This is a genomic window from Proteus hauseri (assembly GCF_004116975.1).
GTDB classification, from domain to species: Bacteria; Pseudomonadota; Gammaproteobacteria; order Enterobacterales; family Enterobacteriaceae; genus Proteus; species Proteus hauseri.
Window position 1 is genome coordinate 3318402 of the sequence record NZ_CP026364.1, and the last position, 17250, is coordinate 3335651.

Consider the following 17250-nt stretch of genomic DNA (forward strand, 5'->3'; position numbering starts at 1 on the left):
CTAAAAAAGAGCAATAGTTTTTTACTATTTAGTTATCTCTTTTTTCCAAAATGGAAAATTGTATTTCTTTTTTTGTCATTAGGTTTCATCTATATATCCCTTTAAAATAGCGCTTAATCTTTAATAATGAGCTATTTTTTATGATGAAATATATTATTTTTAGCTTCTGTATCGTACTAATTTATCCATTAGGTGTTGATCTGCATTTAACTGGATTAACGGCTATTGCTCGGGATTTACAAGCAACAGAAGCAACTTTGCATATGGCTTTTTCTATTTATCTTATAGGTATGGCGTCAACAATGTTAATTGCTGGCTGGTGCTCCGATCACTTCGGTCGCAAACCTATTGCCCTTTTGGGAACAGTAGTATTTATGCTGGCATCATTACAGTCTGGGTTTTCGATAACAGAAAATAGCTTTTTAATAGCTCGTTTTTTTCAAGGTATTGGCGCTGGGTTTTGTTACGTTGTCACTTTCTCCATATTGAGAGACACATTAATAGAACAACAAAGAGCAAAAATACTCTCAATGCTAAATGGGATAACGTGCATTGTTCCTGTTTTAGCACCTGTTTTAGGTTATTTAATTTTACTGCGTTTTGAATGGCCAACAATGTTCTTTTTTATGGCGGGCTATGCCCTGATTAACTTTGTATTTTGTCTTTTTGGTATAAAAGAAACGAAACAGAAAATAGATCCAAATAAAAAATTTACTCCTGATTTAGTGAAAATGAGTTCAGTAAATGAATCTTTATTAAATCCTTTATTTCTGAGTCGCCTACTTATTTCTTGTTTAGGAATGGGTGTGATCCTGACTTATGTTAATATCTCACCTATTGTTATTATGCAGCAAATGAACTACACAACAGGCCAATATTCTACGGTGATGACGTTACTTTCTCTTGTGAGTATGACAACGTCATTTTTAATGCCAAAGATATTATCTAAATTTAGTTATTCCACAATTCTGTATACCGGATTAATGATTTTTTTCTGTGCCGCTCTCTTTTTATTATTAGGATTAGTGCAAGAGAATTACTGGTTCTTTATCGCTTTTGCTTTGTGTGGTGCTGGGTTTGCTCTGTTATTTGGTATTATAATGAGCCAAGCGCTTTCTCCTTTTAGCCAACGTGCTGGATTAGCAAGTTCAGTGTTAGCTATTGCTCAGTTAAGTTTTGCTTCTTTATATATTTGGATTATGGGATGGATAGGAATTCCTGCAGTTACAATGCTAATTATTATTTTACTAGCAAGTAGTGTTATTGGATTTACTTTGTTGCGCTTCTTTAGCTCGTTAAATCAATCTCAAGAGGTTGTTTCTAATGCATAAACCCTTGCACAAAATGGATTTAAATTTATTGGTGATCCTACAAATTCTTTTACAAGAAAGAAGTGTTACGCTTACTGCTAAATGGTTATCCATTTCACCATCTGCGGTGAGTAAAGCATTAGCTAAATTAAGAGCTTGGTTTGATGACCCGTTATTTTTGCGTAGTCCTCAGGGATTAATACCAACCCCACTGACATTAAGTATTGAAGGATCTTTATCTGATTTTATTAATATTAGCCACCATATTACGGGTAAAAGTAATATTGATATTCCCCACGGTGTTAGATTCCATTTAGTTATGGAATCGCCTTTACATCAAGTTATGCTGCCGCAGTTTCCTCAGCAAATATTAAGCTATTACCCCGAATCAACACTTCAAATTAGAAATTGGGAATATAATTCACTTGCTGGCATTATTGATGGCGATGTTGATATTGGTTTGGTCGGTCGAGAGTATTATCCACGTTCAAAGGAATTACTCGATTTATTACCTGATGTAATTGATTATGAAGTGTTATTTTCTGATACCCCATTAGTTTATGTACATAAAAATCATCCATTATTAAAAGGATCATGGGATTTAGATACTTTTTTGCGTTACCCACATGTTAGTACTGAATATGATAAAAGAAGTCATTGGGCACTGGATGATGTGCTAAGTGAACATGGACGTTTACGAAATATTGTTGTGACTTACACTTCTTTTGAACAATCTTTATTTATGGTGGCGCAATCAGGACATTCATTAATTACCTGCGCTCCAGGATATTGTTTACATTATATCCGAAAAGTATTACCTGACTTAATTACTCTTCCAATTCCTCTACCTACCGCTATATCTAAGCAACTGGATTTACCTTTTATACAATTGTGGCATAAGCGACATTCACATAATGCAAAAATTTTATGGTTAAGAGAAACTATTAAGAATAGTGTTAATAAAATTGTAAAACAGTCAGATTAAATCAGCTATGTTTACTGATGATGTTTTGAAAAAACTTGAATTTAAAAGGTGCATTTCTGCACCTTTTAAATAATCATTAATGTTCTAAGTGATAAAGCAAAAATAGGTTATAGGCCATTAATATATTTATTTTTAGGATAAGAAAGCGTGTAATTTAATAGTAATGTTTTCTCTTTTTTAGGCTGTAACTCGAGATTCCATTTTATTTCGCCAGTCTCTTTGTTAAGAACACCCTCTTTATATACCGCATCAGTTACATTAATACTATTTTCTTGGCTTAGTGGTAGTTGATCATATACTATTAATTTTATTGGATTATTGTACATATTTCTTATCTTGATCTGGTAACTTTCTTTTAGCTCAATACTTGTACCAATAAAAATAGGTTCTTTTCTGGTTTTTTCGCTATTTATACGACTAATTTGAATGTTTTTATCAATACCTAATGGGATCTCTAGCTGTTCTTTTAACTCTTCAGTATTAATATAAGTGTTACCAACAAAATTATTCATATAATAGACATTGGCACTACCACTAAGTAAATTTAATGTTTCCCATTCTTTAACTCTGGCTTGTAAATAAACTTCTTCAGCTAGTTTAGGTGTCGCTAAATATTGGTAATTTGCCGTGATATCTTTTTGATTAATAACTAATGAATTTGGCTGAGTGCTATTTTTAATCGTATAAGGTAATTCGATAGCATGGTTGACATTAATACCATTATTATTTGTCATTACATATTGAGCGACGCCTTTATTCATTTTTCCTTCAACTGCAATAGCATCAGAACTCATTTCCGCCATCATTGGTGCCGGTGCTGCCATGCTTTTATTTCTAAATTTTGCGTTATCGTTATAAAGTGATAAGTACCAAGGTGTTAGTGTTGGTGATGCAATATTACCCGATGGGTTGGTTGAGGTAAGAACTAATTTAACTTTATCCCAATTGATCCCTGTATTTTGAATTAGATCAGCTTTATAAGTTAGAGTAATTGGTTTATCTAAACCTTGGCTACGAATATCATAAGTTGGTGACCAACCAGCATCAGGTGTAATATAGGAAATACGCAATTTACTGGTTACATTTTTTGTCGCTCCTAAAGAAATAACAATTTGTGTTTTTTCTTGAGCAACAATAGGTGCATTAATTTCAATTTGTCTATTTAGTTCTTCATATTTTTCGGTCAACTTGGCGATTTCATCACGATTAAGTCGTTGTTGATTTAAAGTCGTCGCCATTTTTTGGCGAATAAAATCAAGCTTTTGAGCGGATTGCTCTAATGAGAGTGTATTTTGTTCACCAAAAAAATTTTTGTCCTTTAATAATGCCAGCTGTTCATCACCAACATTGATATCGATATTAAGCTCTTCAATTTTCTTGTTAATTTCTTTTTGTTGTTCCATTAATGCAGTAATAAATGCGGGGTAAACGGGTGCAATAGGAATTTTTTTAACGTTTACGGAATTGATAATAATATCGTTATTATCAAGATTAATTGCAAGACTACGCTGATCGATATTGTTGGCTATATTGGACAACACCACTTCACTTTGCCCTGCTACTAGATTCAGTGTTACGCTATTTTCAATTTCAGCACCACGTAAAAATACGGTAGCTTGGTTAAGTTTTACATCTTGATAAACAATACTTTGTTCATTGGCGATAGCATTAGATGCCGCTACAAAAGAAAGTAAGAAAAGTGACTGAGTTAATTTATTTGTCTTAATCATCGCTGATATTCCATCCATAGTTGATGAGAGTGTTAGTTATTGTCAGTTTAAAAATGCCATTAAATGTCTTGCTAAATAATATTTCATCTTTCGTTAACTAGATAACAGAATAAACTTAAATATAAATAGTATTTTTTTCTTTGTGTAATTTATTGATAATAATACAAATTAGGTTTAAGTGTTTATCTGAAATAAAATAGTGAGTTCTGTATTAATTGAAGTGGATTAAATAATTAAAGTATTTATCGGGTAACAGCTAAAATATTTACTATTTAATACGGTGTATTACTTAAGTGTGACGTTTTTATTTTTACAAAGAAATTTTTTGTGATAAAAAACGGATGTAAAGTATTTACCAATACATCCGTTTAGTTTTTAGATTTAAATCTAATGCGATTTTATTTAACGATTTCACCGCTTTCAATAACAGTTTTACGTACTTTATCAGAAAATGCTTGAGCTTCTTTAATAATGGCATTTTCGTCAACAGTGAGTAAATTACGATCTTGCATTAATACTGTACCATCAACAATTGTATGGCGAACATTACTGCCATTAGCACCGTAGACTAGTGCTGCATAAGGACTATACATTGGTACCATATTTGGTGATTTAGTATCGACAACAATAATATCAGCTAATTTACCAGGCTCTAATGAGCCTAATTTATCTTCCATATGCAGTACTTTTGCCGACCCCATTGTTGCAAGTTCAACAACGGTTAATGGTGGCATTGCAGCACGATCTTTATTTTCTAATTTATGAATTTTGCCAACTAAATTCAGTTCGTTCATGGTGGTTAATGTATTACTCGACATTGGACCATCTGTACCTAAACCAACACGAACGCCCTTTTCTAACATTGTAACTACTGGTGCTACGCCTTTTGCTGATTTGGTGTTTGCGCTGATATTATGTGCTACACCAACATCATATTTTTTTAGTAAATCGATATCTTTTTCATCAACCATAATGGCATGAGCGGCAATCACTTTATTATTTAATGCGCCAATATCAGCCATATATTGTACAGGGCTTTTACCACCAGTACGTTTAGCAATTTCTTCTTGTTCGCGGTCTGTTTCTGCTAAATGGATCATAACAGGAACGTCGAGTTCAATAGATAACTTAGCAATTTTCTGTAAGTTCTCAGTAGTATTAGTATAAGGAGCATGAGGAGCAAAAGCAGGCGTAATTCGCGGATGATTTTTATATTCTTTAATAAAGTTTACCGCGTACTGAATACCTTCTTCTGGCGTTTGTGCATCAGCAACAGGGAAATTAATGACGGATTCGCCTAATACTGCTCGATTCCCCATTTTATCTACCGTTTTTGCAACTTCATCTTCAAAATAATACATATCAACATAAGTGGTTACACCGCCTTTCACCATTTCAATATTGGCTAAATTAGCACCTACACGAACCATTTCACGAGAAACCATCTTATTTTCTAGTGGAAATATATAACGATGAAGTCTATCTGGTACATCATCTGCTAATGAACGAAATACGGTCATCGAACCATGAGTATGAGTATTAATAAGGCCCGGCATAACAATATCACCATCAACATCTAATACTTTATTTGCTTGATATTCTTTAGCCAGTTCAGGGCCACCCACCGCGACAATTTTATTTTCTTTTACGACGACAGTGCCTTGTTCTATGATTTCATTTTGTTTATTCATAGTTAGAACGGTACCATCGACTATCATCAAATCAGCCTGTTTAGCAGCATAACTAGAAAAAGAGACGGCCATAACAGCCAACGCAAGCATAGATTTAGAAAACGACATGATTACCTCTTGTCTTGATGGATGAATTTTTCAAAGAGTATAAATAAATTCATCTATTTTTGATATCAAATGAAAGTGAAAGAGATCACCGAATAAATAATTAATTAAAGTTATTATTATATATATCACATTAATTTCTTGCAGTTAGTCTTCACAATCAAGGAGTGGTTACATGAGTAAAACATTACAACCGGGTGAGAATACGTCTCTTAGTATAAACAAAGGACAAGTTAAAGTTTCACATGCGGTAGGCGATAATCTTGATATTAATCTGACTGCATTTTTAGTGACAGAATCAGGTAAAGTTGTAAATGATGAAGATATGGTGTTCTTTAATGCCCCTCATCATATTTCGGGAGCAGCTTCTTTTATTTCTCCTGTAACACAAGGCTCAACTGTTATTCATAGTATTGATTTTGATTTCTCTTGCTTACCCGCGCATGTTACTAAAATAGCGATAACCCTAACTCAGGATGGCAATGCCGGTGGTTTTTCTGCTGTTCAACAATTAAAAGCTCAAGTATTGATAAATAATGAAATAATTGAGTTAGCGCCAAGTCAGTTTTCACAAGAAACAGGAATTGTTGTTTTAGAGCTTTATATTAGAAATGGGCAAAATAAAGTGCGTGCAGTATGGCAAGGATTTGCTTCGGGACTTATTGGATTATGTAATCTTTATGGTATTGACGTTGAAGAGCCCGTCCCAGTTGTTACACCACCAGTAAATCCTGTAAATATTCAAAAAAGTGTGGTGAAACTGACTAAACCTGATAGTAGCCATAAAGTGTCCTTACTAAAAGGTAGTGATGCACCTAAGCGTATTTTAGTGAGCGCAACATGGATAGATAATGGAGATGGTAAGGATAATGATGATTTAGACCTACGTGTGGGTATTTTGCGTCCAAATGGGCAAATGTCTATCATTCAAGCGCCAGATAAAATCGGTGCTTTTAATGTCGATCCCTTTGTCTTTCATACAGGTGATGTTGTTAGTGTTAGTCGAGATCAACCTGGTTGTGAAACCGTTGAAATTAATCCGGAAATATCACAATTGATGGGCGGTAAAGTGGCATTAGTATGCAGTGTTTATTCTGCTGTTAGCAACGGTTGTGTTTCTGTGGCGTCATTGAAACCTACCATGAGAATGGAATATGGCAATCAAATTGTTGAATGTTCTTGTGAATATAAAAAAGGCTTTTTCAATAATATGATTTATACCTATGTGATTGGTATTATTGAAATTGATCAAGATAGCATTACATTAAAACCATCGGGTGTTACCTCTCGAGCAGGCAGTGAAGCGACACCTTGGTTAACTCGTATAGATAATGAGCTTAAATTAACGATGGACGGCCCTCATGTGTTTAAAGGGAAAAAACCAAGTAGCTCAGGTAGCAAACGTTATGTGTAACATGTTATAAAATAGCTATAATTTACAGTTTATCCTAAAGAAAACGGGCAATGATAAATAGGCCCGTTTTTATTGCAGATAATATATACAGTAAATTTACTTAGCTTTGTTTCTTTGCTGTAAAAGCCATTTATCTAATTCATTCGCAAATAGCTGGCGATCACGTTGATTTAAACTTGCTGGGCCGCCGGTTTGAATACCACTGGCTCGCATTGTGTCCATAAAATCTCGGATATTTAAACGCTCACGTATGGTCGCTTCAGTATAGCGTTCACCTCGAGGGTTAAGTGCGACAGCTCCCTTTTCTATTACTTCAGCGGCTAATGGAATATCTGCAGTAATAATTAAATCGCCACTTTCAGCTCTACGTACAATTTCATTATCAGCAACATCAAATCCGGCAGGAACTTGTAATGTACGTAAAAAAGGCGATGCTGGTATGGTTAATCGCTGGTTAGCCACAAAAGTGACAATCATTTTTTCTCTATCTGCTGCACGATATAACACTTCTTTTATTACTTTAGGACAAGCATCAGCATCTACCCATATAGGCATAATAACTCTCTCTTGATTATTCTTTATTTAACACTATGTTTTGATGCTTTTTAAAATAACATATTAATACCTTAATGAAGAATAAGTTATTTTAGCTTTGCTAAAGCACGTTTTTCTGATTGTTGGCTAACCCAAATGCTAGCCAATATCACCGTCATACCAAAGAGTTGTAACGTACTTAATTGTTGATCTAATAGTGCCCAACCTAAAATAACAGCACTTAATGGGCTTAAAAATCCTAATGAAGCCACCGAACTTGGGCCTAATAAGGCTAAGCCTCTAAACCAAAGAATATAAGTAATAGCGCCACCAATAAGGGTTAAATAAGCTAATCCAAGCAGATTAATAGCTGTTAATGGGGGTAATGTGGGCTCAAACCATAATGCAAAAGGCAGTAAAATTAATCCCCCTGCTGTTAACTGCCATGCTGTGAAAGTAAGGGGGCTGACAGATGGCTGCCAACGTCGGCTTAATACAGTACCCGCCGCCATTGATAATGCGCCACATAAACCTGCAATAATTCCGAGAGGATCAAGTGCTGCATTTGGTGTGAGTAATAATATTGCAACGCCAAAAATTCCACTTAATGCAGCCGATACCGAAAGCCACGATAAACGGTTTTGTAATAACCAGCGTGATAAAAATAATACAATGAGCGGTTGTACTGCACCAACAGTTGCCGCAACACCACCGGGTAAGCGATAAGCAGAAATAAACAGTAACCACCAAAATAGGGAGAAATTTAAAATACCTAAAATGGCAACTCGTAACCACCAAATACCTTGAGGAAGTTGTCTCATTATAATTAATAATAAAATTCCGGCAGGTAATGCACGTAATGCAGCTAGAGTCATTGGTACATTAGCGGGCAACATTTCAGTGGTAACAATATAAGTACTGCCCCACACAATGGGGGCTAAAGCAGTAAGAAAAAGAATGGTATATCGATTCATATATTTGCTCTGGTAATTTAATTACGGTGATTTATCTTGAGGTCAAGATAAGTTGATAGTAGCTTGACGTCAAGATAAATTATTGCCATGATGAATGCATGGATAGAATCGATAAAATTACACAACAATGGCAGCGTGAAAGACCTGATCTTGATATTAGTCCGATGGGATTAATTGGTCGGTTAGGGAATATCACCCTGCATCTTTCTCGTGAAATGGAGAAAGTATTTAGCCAATTTGGTCTAAATACCTCTAGTTTTGATGTGCTGGCTACATTACGTCGAGCAGGAGAACCTTATACCTTATCCCCTGGTGAAATGTTATCTACTTTAATGGTGACATCTGGCACGATGACAAATCGTATTGACCAGCTAGAAAAAGCAGGATGGGTAATTCGTAAAGTAAATCCTGAAGATGGACGTAGTTTTTTAGTTTCCTTAACGCCTGAAGGACTTGAATTAATTAATCGAGTTATTGAGGCCCATGTAAAAAACCAAAAACGTTTAGTCGAAGGGTTATCTACTCAAGAGCAACAAACATTGAATCAATTACTTAAAGTTTTTCTGACCTCTTTAGAATAGTCGATAATATCAGCTTATTATTAACTGTCCTCGCCTTCTTATCGGTTCTTTTCTTTATTTAAATTTATTGAATATGACTATTTAAGTGAAAAGTAAGAATAACAAGTGCTTAATTGTTCTTATTTATCAATATTCTATTTTTGACTAAAAACCCTCCTTTTTGTGCCATTTCTGTCTGTTTAATCATCTATTCTGTATAAGATCACATTTTTATCTTGATCTACATCAAAGATGTATTCTATTTGCTATTTACTGGTTGATGAATGATAAAAGTTAAATTATAAAGCGAATGATAATAATTATTGATCTCATTAGGATTCGCAATAATGTGTACTCAAATTAAATCTTGCTTCGTGTTATCTACACTCACTCTTGCTCTATCTCCATATGTAATGGCTAACTCCGCCTCTTCTACTTCTAACGCTTCTAATAAAGAAGAAACGATGGTTGTTACAACTACGCGTAATGAGGCTTCTTTATGGAGTAGCCCTGCAACTATTCAAGTTATTGATAAAGAAAGTTTAATTAATTCCACTTCATCTTCTATTGCCGATCAGTTACGTGATATCCCCGGAATTGATGTTACAGATAATAGCCTTGCTGGACGTAAGCAAATTCGTATTCGGGGCGAGTCTTCCTCTCGTGTTTTGTTATTAGTTGATGGGCAAGAAGTGACTTATCAGCGAGGTGGACAAAATTATGGTGCAGGTATTTTGATTGATGAATCTGCATTAGAGCGCATCGAAGTTGTTAAAGGCCCCTATTCTGTACTTTATGGATCGCAAGCTATTGGTGGTGTGGTAAATTTAATTACGCAGAAAGGGGGTGATAAGCCTTTCGGCGGTAATGTTAAAGTTGTTTATGATTCGGCAACAATGGGATGGCGTGAGTCAGCATTACTTTCTGGTTCTGTGGGTGATTTTGAATATCGCTTAAATGGAAGTTATGCTGATCACGGTGATCGTGATACACCAGATGGTCGTTTACCTAATACACATTTTAGAAATAATGGCCAAGGTGCATGGTTAGGCTATCGATTAGATAAACACAAGTTTGTTTTGTCGCTTGATCGCTATGAGTTAAGCACACAATCTTATTATGCTGATGAAGGACAATATCAAGAGTTTAGCGTAAAAATACCAAAACTTGAGCGTGAAAAAATCGGTTTATTCTATGATTATAATGTCGAGGCCGATTATTTCAAAAAACTTCATATTGATGCTTATACACAAAAAATTGAGCGTCAATTTGAAAATCGCGTCGGCGTTGTTACTCCAACGGGTAGCCCAATGATTGGCAATTTAACAGTAAAAAATCGCACTCAGTCTGAAGATACGCAAAATACTTATGGTGTTACTATTCAGGCTAATTTTACTTTGCCTGCGAATAATGAACTGATCCTTGGCGCGCAATATCAGCAAGATAAAGTCAAACAAACATCCGTGGGTCATACATCATCAAATAGCATGACGGGATTTCCTCCGGCAGTTAATTATGACAAACAGTCGTTATTACATAATCGTAGCAAACAAACTAATGGTTCTCTTTTTGCTCAAAACGATTGGAAAATGGCGGATAACTGGTCATGGACACTGGGAGCTAGACAATATTGGCTGAAATCAGAGTTACAAGATGGCGATGAAACGGTACATCACAGTAAAACAGGAACAAGCAATAAGATATTAGCTGCTGATACTGTAAGAGATAATGCATTTATTGTGTCATCGAGCCTGCGTTACTCCGGTTTTCAAGATACTGAATTACGACTCGCATTTGCTCAAGGTTATGTTTTTCCAACACTTGTTCAGCAATTTATGAATACTACAGCTGGCGGAGCGGTAACTTATGGTAATCGTGACCTTGATGCAGAACACTCTAATAACGTGGAATTGGGTGCTCGTTATAAAGGTAATAATTGGTATATCGATAGTGCACTTTATTATTCAGAGGCTAAAAATTATATCACCTCTATTGCTTGTGCTGGTGAAAGTATTTGCGAAGGTAATAGTAAAACTGGCCGAGCTGATTACTTTTATTACGACAATATTAATCGAGCAAAAACCTACGGCATGGAAATAATGGCGCAATATCAAGGATGGTCTGTTACTCCTTATATTTCCGCTAATATTATGCGTCGCCAATATATTAATCCTAATCTAAAAACATGGAATACGGGTGAGCCTGCGGTAACCACGCGAGTGGGTGCTAAGCATTTATTAATGTTTGAAAATATGAATTTAATGTCAGATTTATATTTAAGAGCAGCAACACATGCTAAAGATGAAAGTAATGGCGATAATAAACAACAATATGCTGGTTGGGCGACAGTTAACCTCGCTTTAAGCAGTGAGTTCGGTGAAAAGGATCAATACCGTATTAACTTTGATTTAAATAATATTCTAAATAAACGTTATCAAACGGCTCATGAATCTATTCCTGAAGCAGGTATAAATGCTGCAGTTGGTCTGACGTGGGTATTTTGATCATGAAAAAAATATTAATGACCTGTATCTTGTGTTTTTTACCATTTAATTTAATGGCAAAAGACAATGAAAAAAATGAGCGTTGGGTTATTGCGGGTGGTTCTATTACCGAACTAATTTACGCTATGAATGCAGGTGATAAAGTTGTTGGTGTTGATGAAACAACCTCTTACCCAGAGCACACTAAATCTCTACCTCATATTGGTTACTGGAAACAACTTAGTACCGAGGGTATTTTGTCATTGCGCCCTACTACCTTTGTTACATGGGAAGATGCTGAACCAAAAATGGTATTACGCCAATTAGCACAGCATAAGGTTAATGTTATTTCACTACCTCGTACACCCGCCACATTTGAGCTAATGCTCGAAAATATTCGGACTTTAGCCCATTCTCTTGATAAGCAGACTGAAGCAGAGGCGTTAATCGCCTCTTTACAAGCGCGTTTAGCTGTAGTCGCTGAAAGGAATAAACAAGTGAAACGCCCCGTTAAAGTGATGTTTTTTCTCTCACCCGGTGGCGGTATTCCACAAGTTGCCGGTAAAACCAGTGTTGCCGATGCTATTTTGACGTTAGCTGGTGGTAATAATATTGCAATGCATGAGAACTATCGCATTTATAGTGCCGAGGCAATCATTGCTGCTGATCCTGAAATCATTGTTATCACGACACAAAGCCAAGAAAATCACACTGGGAATTTACGTGCCGCAAATGGATTAGCTTCTGTGCCGGGTGTTTCGATGACTCAAGCATGGAAAAACCAACGTATTATCGAAATTGATCAATCACTTATTTTAGGAATGGGTCCACGTATTGTGGATGCGGTTGAATTATTGCATCAGCAGTTTTATCCAACAGCCTCAGATAATAATGCAAATAATGCAAAGTAAGGCAGGAATGATTTAATGAAAGCAAATGTAGTTACACAATCAATAATTTCATCTTCTGAGATTGATTTTACGCCTCACTTTGCGCTTGATGGCGATTCACCTTTTCGTGATCGCCATGCAACAATGCCGTGGAGAGGATCTGCACCCATCGCGAAAGAAGATCAGCAAACAACTTGGCAAGCATTATTAAATAGCAAAACGCCAGCGTGTAAAAGACTGCTTTATATTCATATTCCTTTTTGTGCAACTCATTGTACTTTTTGTGGTTTTTATCAGAATAATTATTATGAAGAGGCTTGTGCGCGCTATACTGACGCATTATTACGTGAGATATCAGCTGAAGCAGACAGCTTACTTTATCAATCAGCACCGATACATGCTGTTTACTTTGGTGGTGGTACCCCTTCTGCTTTATCTGCCAAAGATCTTTTTCGCGTTATCACTCATTTGCGTCAATCGCTTCCTTTAGCGCCTGATTGTGAAATTACAATAGAAGGTCGCGTATTAAACTTTGACGATAATCGTATCGATGCTTGCTTAGATGCAGGTGCTAATCGATTTTCTATTGGTATTCAAACTTTTAATAGTAAAATTCGTAAACGTATGGCTCGTACTTCAACAGGTACTGAAGCTATTAAGTTTATGAAAGGATTATGCCAACGAGATAAAGCTGCTGTTGTATGTGATTTGTTATTTGGTTTACCAAATCAAGATGCAACAAATTGGGCCGAAGATTTAGAAATAGCTAACGATATTGGTTTAGATGGTGTTGATCTTTATGCGCTCAATTTATTACCTAATACGCCATTGGGTAAAGCAGTAGAAAATCAACGCATCACTGTACCATCGCCAACACAACGCCGAGATCTTTATCTGCAAGGTTGCGATTTTATGGAAAACGTTGGTTGGCGCCAAATAAGTAATAGCCATTGGGCAAGAACAACCCGCGAGCGCAATCTATATAATTTATTAATTAAACAAGGCGCAGATTGTCTTGCATTTGGCTCTGGTGCGGGGGGCTCCGTTAACGGTTATTCATGGATGATAGATCGCTCATTAGATAGTTATTACCAGAAAATTTCAGATAACCAAAAACCATTGATGATGATGAGCAAAACCACAGATAGCGGTTTTCGTTGGCGTCATGAATTACAAGCAGGTATTGAATCTGGTCGCGTTGATTTAGCAAGACTTAGTCCACAGGCTACGCTGCTCTCTCCTTTATTAAGTCAATGGTATCAAGCGGGTCTTGTTGAAGACGATTTTCTTTGTATGAAACTCACCAACGAAGGTCGGTTTTGGGCAAGTAATTTATTGACTTCATTACAACAACTTATTTTGCAATTAAACACCCCTCGATAGTGTGTGGTAACGCTTTAATTATTATATAAACCGACTAAATAAAAAATGGGAATAATAACCATGAATACAGAATTACAACAATTTTTAATTACTGAACCTGATGGAACCCTAGAAACTATTGCCACACAATTTAATACCAGCTTATTAGAGGTTGTGAGACATTTACCCTTACGCTCAGTGATGAATGGCACACAATTCGATACAGTATGGGATAATGTTATGCGGTGGGGAAATGTAACAACGTTAGTACATACACAAGACGTTATACTCGAGTTTAGTGGTGAATTACCAAGTGGTTTTCATCGTCATGGCTATTTTAATTTGCGTGGCAAAAAAGGCATGACTGGGCATATTAAAGCCGAAAATTGTCAATATATTGCAATGGTTGAACGTAAATTTATGGGGATGGATACCGCTTCGATTCTGTTTTTTAATCAAACCGGGGCTGCTATGTTTAAGATTTTTTTAGGGCGTGATGAACATAGACAACTTTTACCTGAGCAATTATCCGCTTTTCGCCAGTTAGCAAAACAATTAAACGAGGAATAAAATAACGTGAAAACATGGGTTATTTTTGGTGCTGGTGGTCAAGGTGTTGGCTCACATATTGCTGATATCGGAATTGAACAGCAACGCCCTATTGTCGCTTTAGTTCGTCATGCAGCAGCTGCAAAACGGTTAACTGAAAAAGGCATCAAAACCGTTATTGGTGATGCCACAGATATTAATGCGGTTCAACAAGTACTAAGACTTGCAGGTAATGATGCGGATATTATTTCAACTATGGGTGGCGAAAATGATTACTTAGCCCATAGAACAGTCATTGATACTGCAGAGTTAATGGGATTTAGCCGAATGTTAATGGTGTCTTCATTAGGATGTGGAGATAGCTGGACTGCATTATCAGATCGCGCCAAAGCAGCATTTGGCCAAGCGGTAAGAGAAAAGTCGCTTGCTGAAGTGTGGTTGCAAACGAGCCGTTTCGATTATGCGATAGTGCGCCCTGGTGGATTACTCAATGGGGAAGAAACAGGAAAAGCGCAGCTTTATCAATATGAAGAAATACATGGCTTGGTGAATCGTCGTGATGTCGCTCGACTAGTTGCCAAACTATTAGATGCTGAATTATTAGATGATCAAGTCTATTCTGTCGTTGAACCAGGCTTAGTTCCGGTTAAAAAATAATATTGTAGAATACTAATATCACACTAATAATATAGAAAAGAGATAGCTTATTTGAGTTATCTCTTTTTCTTATTGTGATTTATTTTAGTTATTCATTTTATGATATATTTTTATCCCGCAAATAATTTCTTAGTAAGTCATTTATCACTTTGCTGTCTTAATGGGGGCAACTTGTGGCATAATGCCGCCCCATTACCTTTTGTCATTCACTAATAATGAGTATTCGTCTTGTTAATCAGCAATAATATCACTATGCAGTTTGGCTCTAAGCCACTGTTTGAAAACATTTCTGTCAAATTTGGTGGCGGAAACCGCTATGGTTTAATCGGTGCTAACGGCAGCGGCAAATCAACTTTTATGAAAATTCTTGGTGGCGATTTAGTCCCAAGTAGCGGCAACGTATTTCTCGATCCTAATGAGCGCCTTGGTAAATTAAAACAAGACCAATTTGCTTATGAAGAATTTACAGTGCTTGATACTGTGATTATGGGACACACTGAACTGTGGGAAGTTAAACAAGAGCGCGAGCGCATCTATAACTTACCTGAAATGAGTGAAGAAGATGGTTTACGTGTCGCTGATCTTGAAGTTAAATTCGGCGAAATGGACGGATATACAGTTGAATCTCGTGCTGGTGAGTTACTGTTAAATGTTGGCATCCCGCTAGAACAACATAACGGCCCGATGAGTGAAGTCGCACCGGGTTGGAAATTGCGTGTACTTTTGGCTCAAGCCTTGTTTGCTGATCCAGATATTCTGTTACTCGACGAACCAACGAACAACTTGGATATTGATACCATTCGTTGGCTTGAGCAAACATTGAATGAACGTAACAGTACCATGATCATTATTTCCCATGACCGTCACTTTCTAAATATGGTGTGTACGCATATGGCTGATCTTGATTACGGTGCATTAGCAGTTCATCCAGGTAATTATGATGAATATATGTTTGCAGCGACTCAAGCGCGTGAGCGTTTATTAGCTGATAACGCCAAGAAAAAAGCACAAATTAACGAGTTACAATCTTTTGTTAGCCGTTTTAGTGCTAATGCATCGAAATCGCGTCAGGCGACCTCTCGTGCTAAACAAATTGAAAAAATCCAATTAGCTGAAGTTAAAGCGTCTAGTCGTCAAAACCCATTTATTCGTTTTGACCAAGAGAAAAAGTTATTCCGTAATGCGCTTGAAGTGGAAAACATCTCTAAAGGCTATGATGACAACGCCCCGCTGTTTAAAAACGTCAATATGATGCTGGAAGTGGGCGAAAAAGTTGCTATTTTAGGTAATAACGGTGTTGGTAAATCAACATTAATTAAAACCTTAGTTGGTGAATTAACGCCAGATACTGGTCGTTTAAAATGGTCTGAAAATTCAAATATTGGTTATTACGCTCAGGATCATGCTACTGATTTTGAAGTTGATATGACTGTATTTGATTGGATGAGTTTATGGATGAAGCCAGAAGACGACGAACAATCTGTTCGTAGTGTGTTAGGTCGTTTACTATTTTCTCAAGATGATCTTAAAAAATCAGTCCAAGTATTATCCGGCGGTGAAAAAGGTAGAATGTTATTTGGTAAGTTAATGATGCAAAAACCAAATATCTTAATTATGGATGAGCCTACTAACCACTTAGATATGGAATCAATTGAGTCATTAAATATGGCATTAGAGCTGTATCAAGGCACATTAGTTTTCGTTTCTCATGACCGTGAATTTGTCAGTTCACTTGCAAATCGTATTATTGAGATCACACCAGAAAAAGTGACTAATTTCCAAGGAACTTATGATGAGTTCTTAGCGAAAAAAGGTGTTGAGGCTTAATCACCCTATTTATTTCAAATAGAGAATATAAAAAAAGGCTTGGTAAAATTTACTAAGCCTTTTTTATTTGCATAAATTAATTTTACATTTGTATTTAGTTGTAACTTTCTGATATTTCTATTTTTGGATTATTTTTTATTTCTTTATTTATTCTTATCGTCAAGGAGTATCAGGTAATA

At 36.1% G+C, this 17250-nt stretch carries 14 protein-coding genes; 10 read left to right on the forward strand and 4 right to left on the reverse strand.

What is annotated here, in order from left to right; genetic code table 11:
• Nucleotides 1-140 precede the first annotated feature (140 nt).
• Both PH4a_RS15210 and yidZ read left to right on the forward strand, forming a co-directional pair.
• Nucleotides 141-1331, forward strand: coding sequence for an MFS transporter (locus PH4a_RS15210; protein ID WP_129040909.1), 1191 nt, complete (start codon nt 141-143; stop codon nt 1329-1331).
• Entirely contained in the window at nt 1324-2295 is a 972-nt protein-coding gene (gene yidZ, locus PH4a_RS15215; RefSeq protein WP_129040911.1) for an HTH-type transcriptional regulator YidZ, read from the forward strand. The genes PH4a_RS15210 and yidZ overlap by 8 nt, the downstream gene beginning before the upstream one ends.
• 107 nt (nt 2296-2402) lie before the next feature.
• On the opposite strand, the gene PH4a_RS15220 is transcribed toward yidZ, so the two are convergent.
• Entirely contained in the window at nt 2403-4025 is a 1623-nt protein-coding gene (locus PH4a_RS15220; RefSeq protein WP_129040913.1) for a DUF4139 domain-containing protein, read from the reverse strand.
• 398 nt (nt 4026-4423) lie between these two features.
• Nucleotides 4424-5824 (reverse strand): amidohydrolase, encoded by a 1401-nt coding sequence (locus PH4a_RS15225; RefSeq protein ID WP_129040915.1) that lies wholly within the window; start codon nt 5822-5824, stop codon nt 4424-4426.
• Between the two features lie 172 nt (nt 5825-5996).
• On the opposite strand from PH4a_RS15225, the gene PH4a_RS15230 reads away from it, so the two are divergent.
• A complete protein-coding gene (locus PH4a_RS15230) occupies nt 5997-7235 on the forward strand; it encodes a TerD family protein (protein ID WP_129040917.1) in 1239 nt (412 codons plus the stop codon).
• 96 nt (nt 7236-7331) lie between these two features.
• Here PH4a_RS15230 and PH4a_RS15235 read toward each other — a convergent pair whose 3' ends face one another.
• Both PH4a_RS15235 and PH4a_RS15240 read right to left on the reverse strand, forming a co-directional pair.
• Nucleotides 7332-7790 (reverse strand): YaiI/YqxD family protein, encoded by a 459-nt coding sequence (locus PH4a_RS15235; protein ID WP_129040919.1) that lies wholly within the window; start codon nt 7788-7790, stop codon nt 7332-7334.
• An 86-nt stretch (nt 7791-7876) separates the two neighbouring features.
• Nucleotides 7877-8743: an EamA family transporter gene (locus tag PH4a_RS15240; protein ID WP_129040921.1), complete on the reverse strand. Its 867-nt coding sequence runs from the start codon at nt 8741-8743 to the stop codon at nt 7877-7879.
• Nucleotides 8744-8841: 98 nt separating this feature from the next.
• On the opposite strand from PH4a_RS15240, the gene PH4a_RS15245 reads away from it, so the two are divergent.
• The 7 genes from PH4a_RS15245 (at nt 8842) to PH4a_RS15275 (ending at nt 17071) form a co-directional block, all read left to right on the forward strand.
• Nucleotides 8842-9324 (forward strand): MarR family winged helix-turn-helix transcriptional regulator, encoded by a 483-nt coding sequence (locus PH4a_RS15245; protein ID WP_129040923.1) that lies wholly within the window; start codon nt 8842-8844, stop codon nt 9322-9324.
• A 326-nt stretch (nt 9325-9650) separates the two neighbouring features.
• On the forward strand, nt 9651-11807 hold the full coding sequence (locus tag PH4a_RS15250; RefSeq protein WP_129040925.1) for a TonB-dependent receptor plug domain-containing protein: 2157 nt from the start codon (nt 9651-9653) through the stop codon (nt 11805-11807).
• 17 nt (nt 11808-11824) lie between these two features.
• Entirely contained in the window at nt 11825-12697 is an 873-nt protein-coding gene (locus PH4a_RS15255) for a heme/hemin ABC transporter substrate-binding protein (RefSeq protein ID WP_279634846.1), read from the forward strand.
• 15 nt (nt 12698-12712) lie between these two features.
• Nucleotides 12713-14059: a heme anaerobic degradation radical SAM methyltransferase ChuW/HutW gene (gene hutW / locus PH4a_RS15260; RefSeq protein ID WP_129040929.1), complete on the forward strand. Its 1347-nt coding sequence runs from the start codon at nt 12713-12715 to the stop codon at nt 14057-14059.
• Between the two features lie 60 nt (nt 14060-14119).
• Nucleotides 14120-14608, forward strand: a complete 489-nt coding sequence (hutX, locus tag PH4a_RS15265) for a heme utilization cystosolic carrier protein HutX (RefSeq protein WP_129040931.1) — start codon at nt 14120-14122, stop codon at nt 14606-14608.
• A 6-nt stretch (nt 14609-14614) separates the two neighbouring features.
• Complete coding sequence (locus PH4a_RS15270) at nt 14615-15244, forward strand: NAD(P)H-binding protein (protein WP_129040933.1); 630 nt, start codon at nt 14615-14617, stop codon at nt 15242-15244.
• A gap of 228 nt (nt 15245-15472) precedes the next feature.
• The gene (locus tag PH4a_RS15275; RefSeq protein ID WP_064719914.1) at nt 15473-17071 is read left to right on the forward strand and encodes an ABC-F family ATPase; all 1599 of its coding nucleotides are present in this window, start codon (nt 15473-15475) and stop codon (nt 17069-17071) included.
• Nucleotides 17072-17250 lie beyond the last annotated feature (179 nt).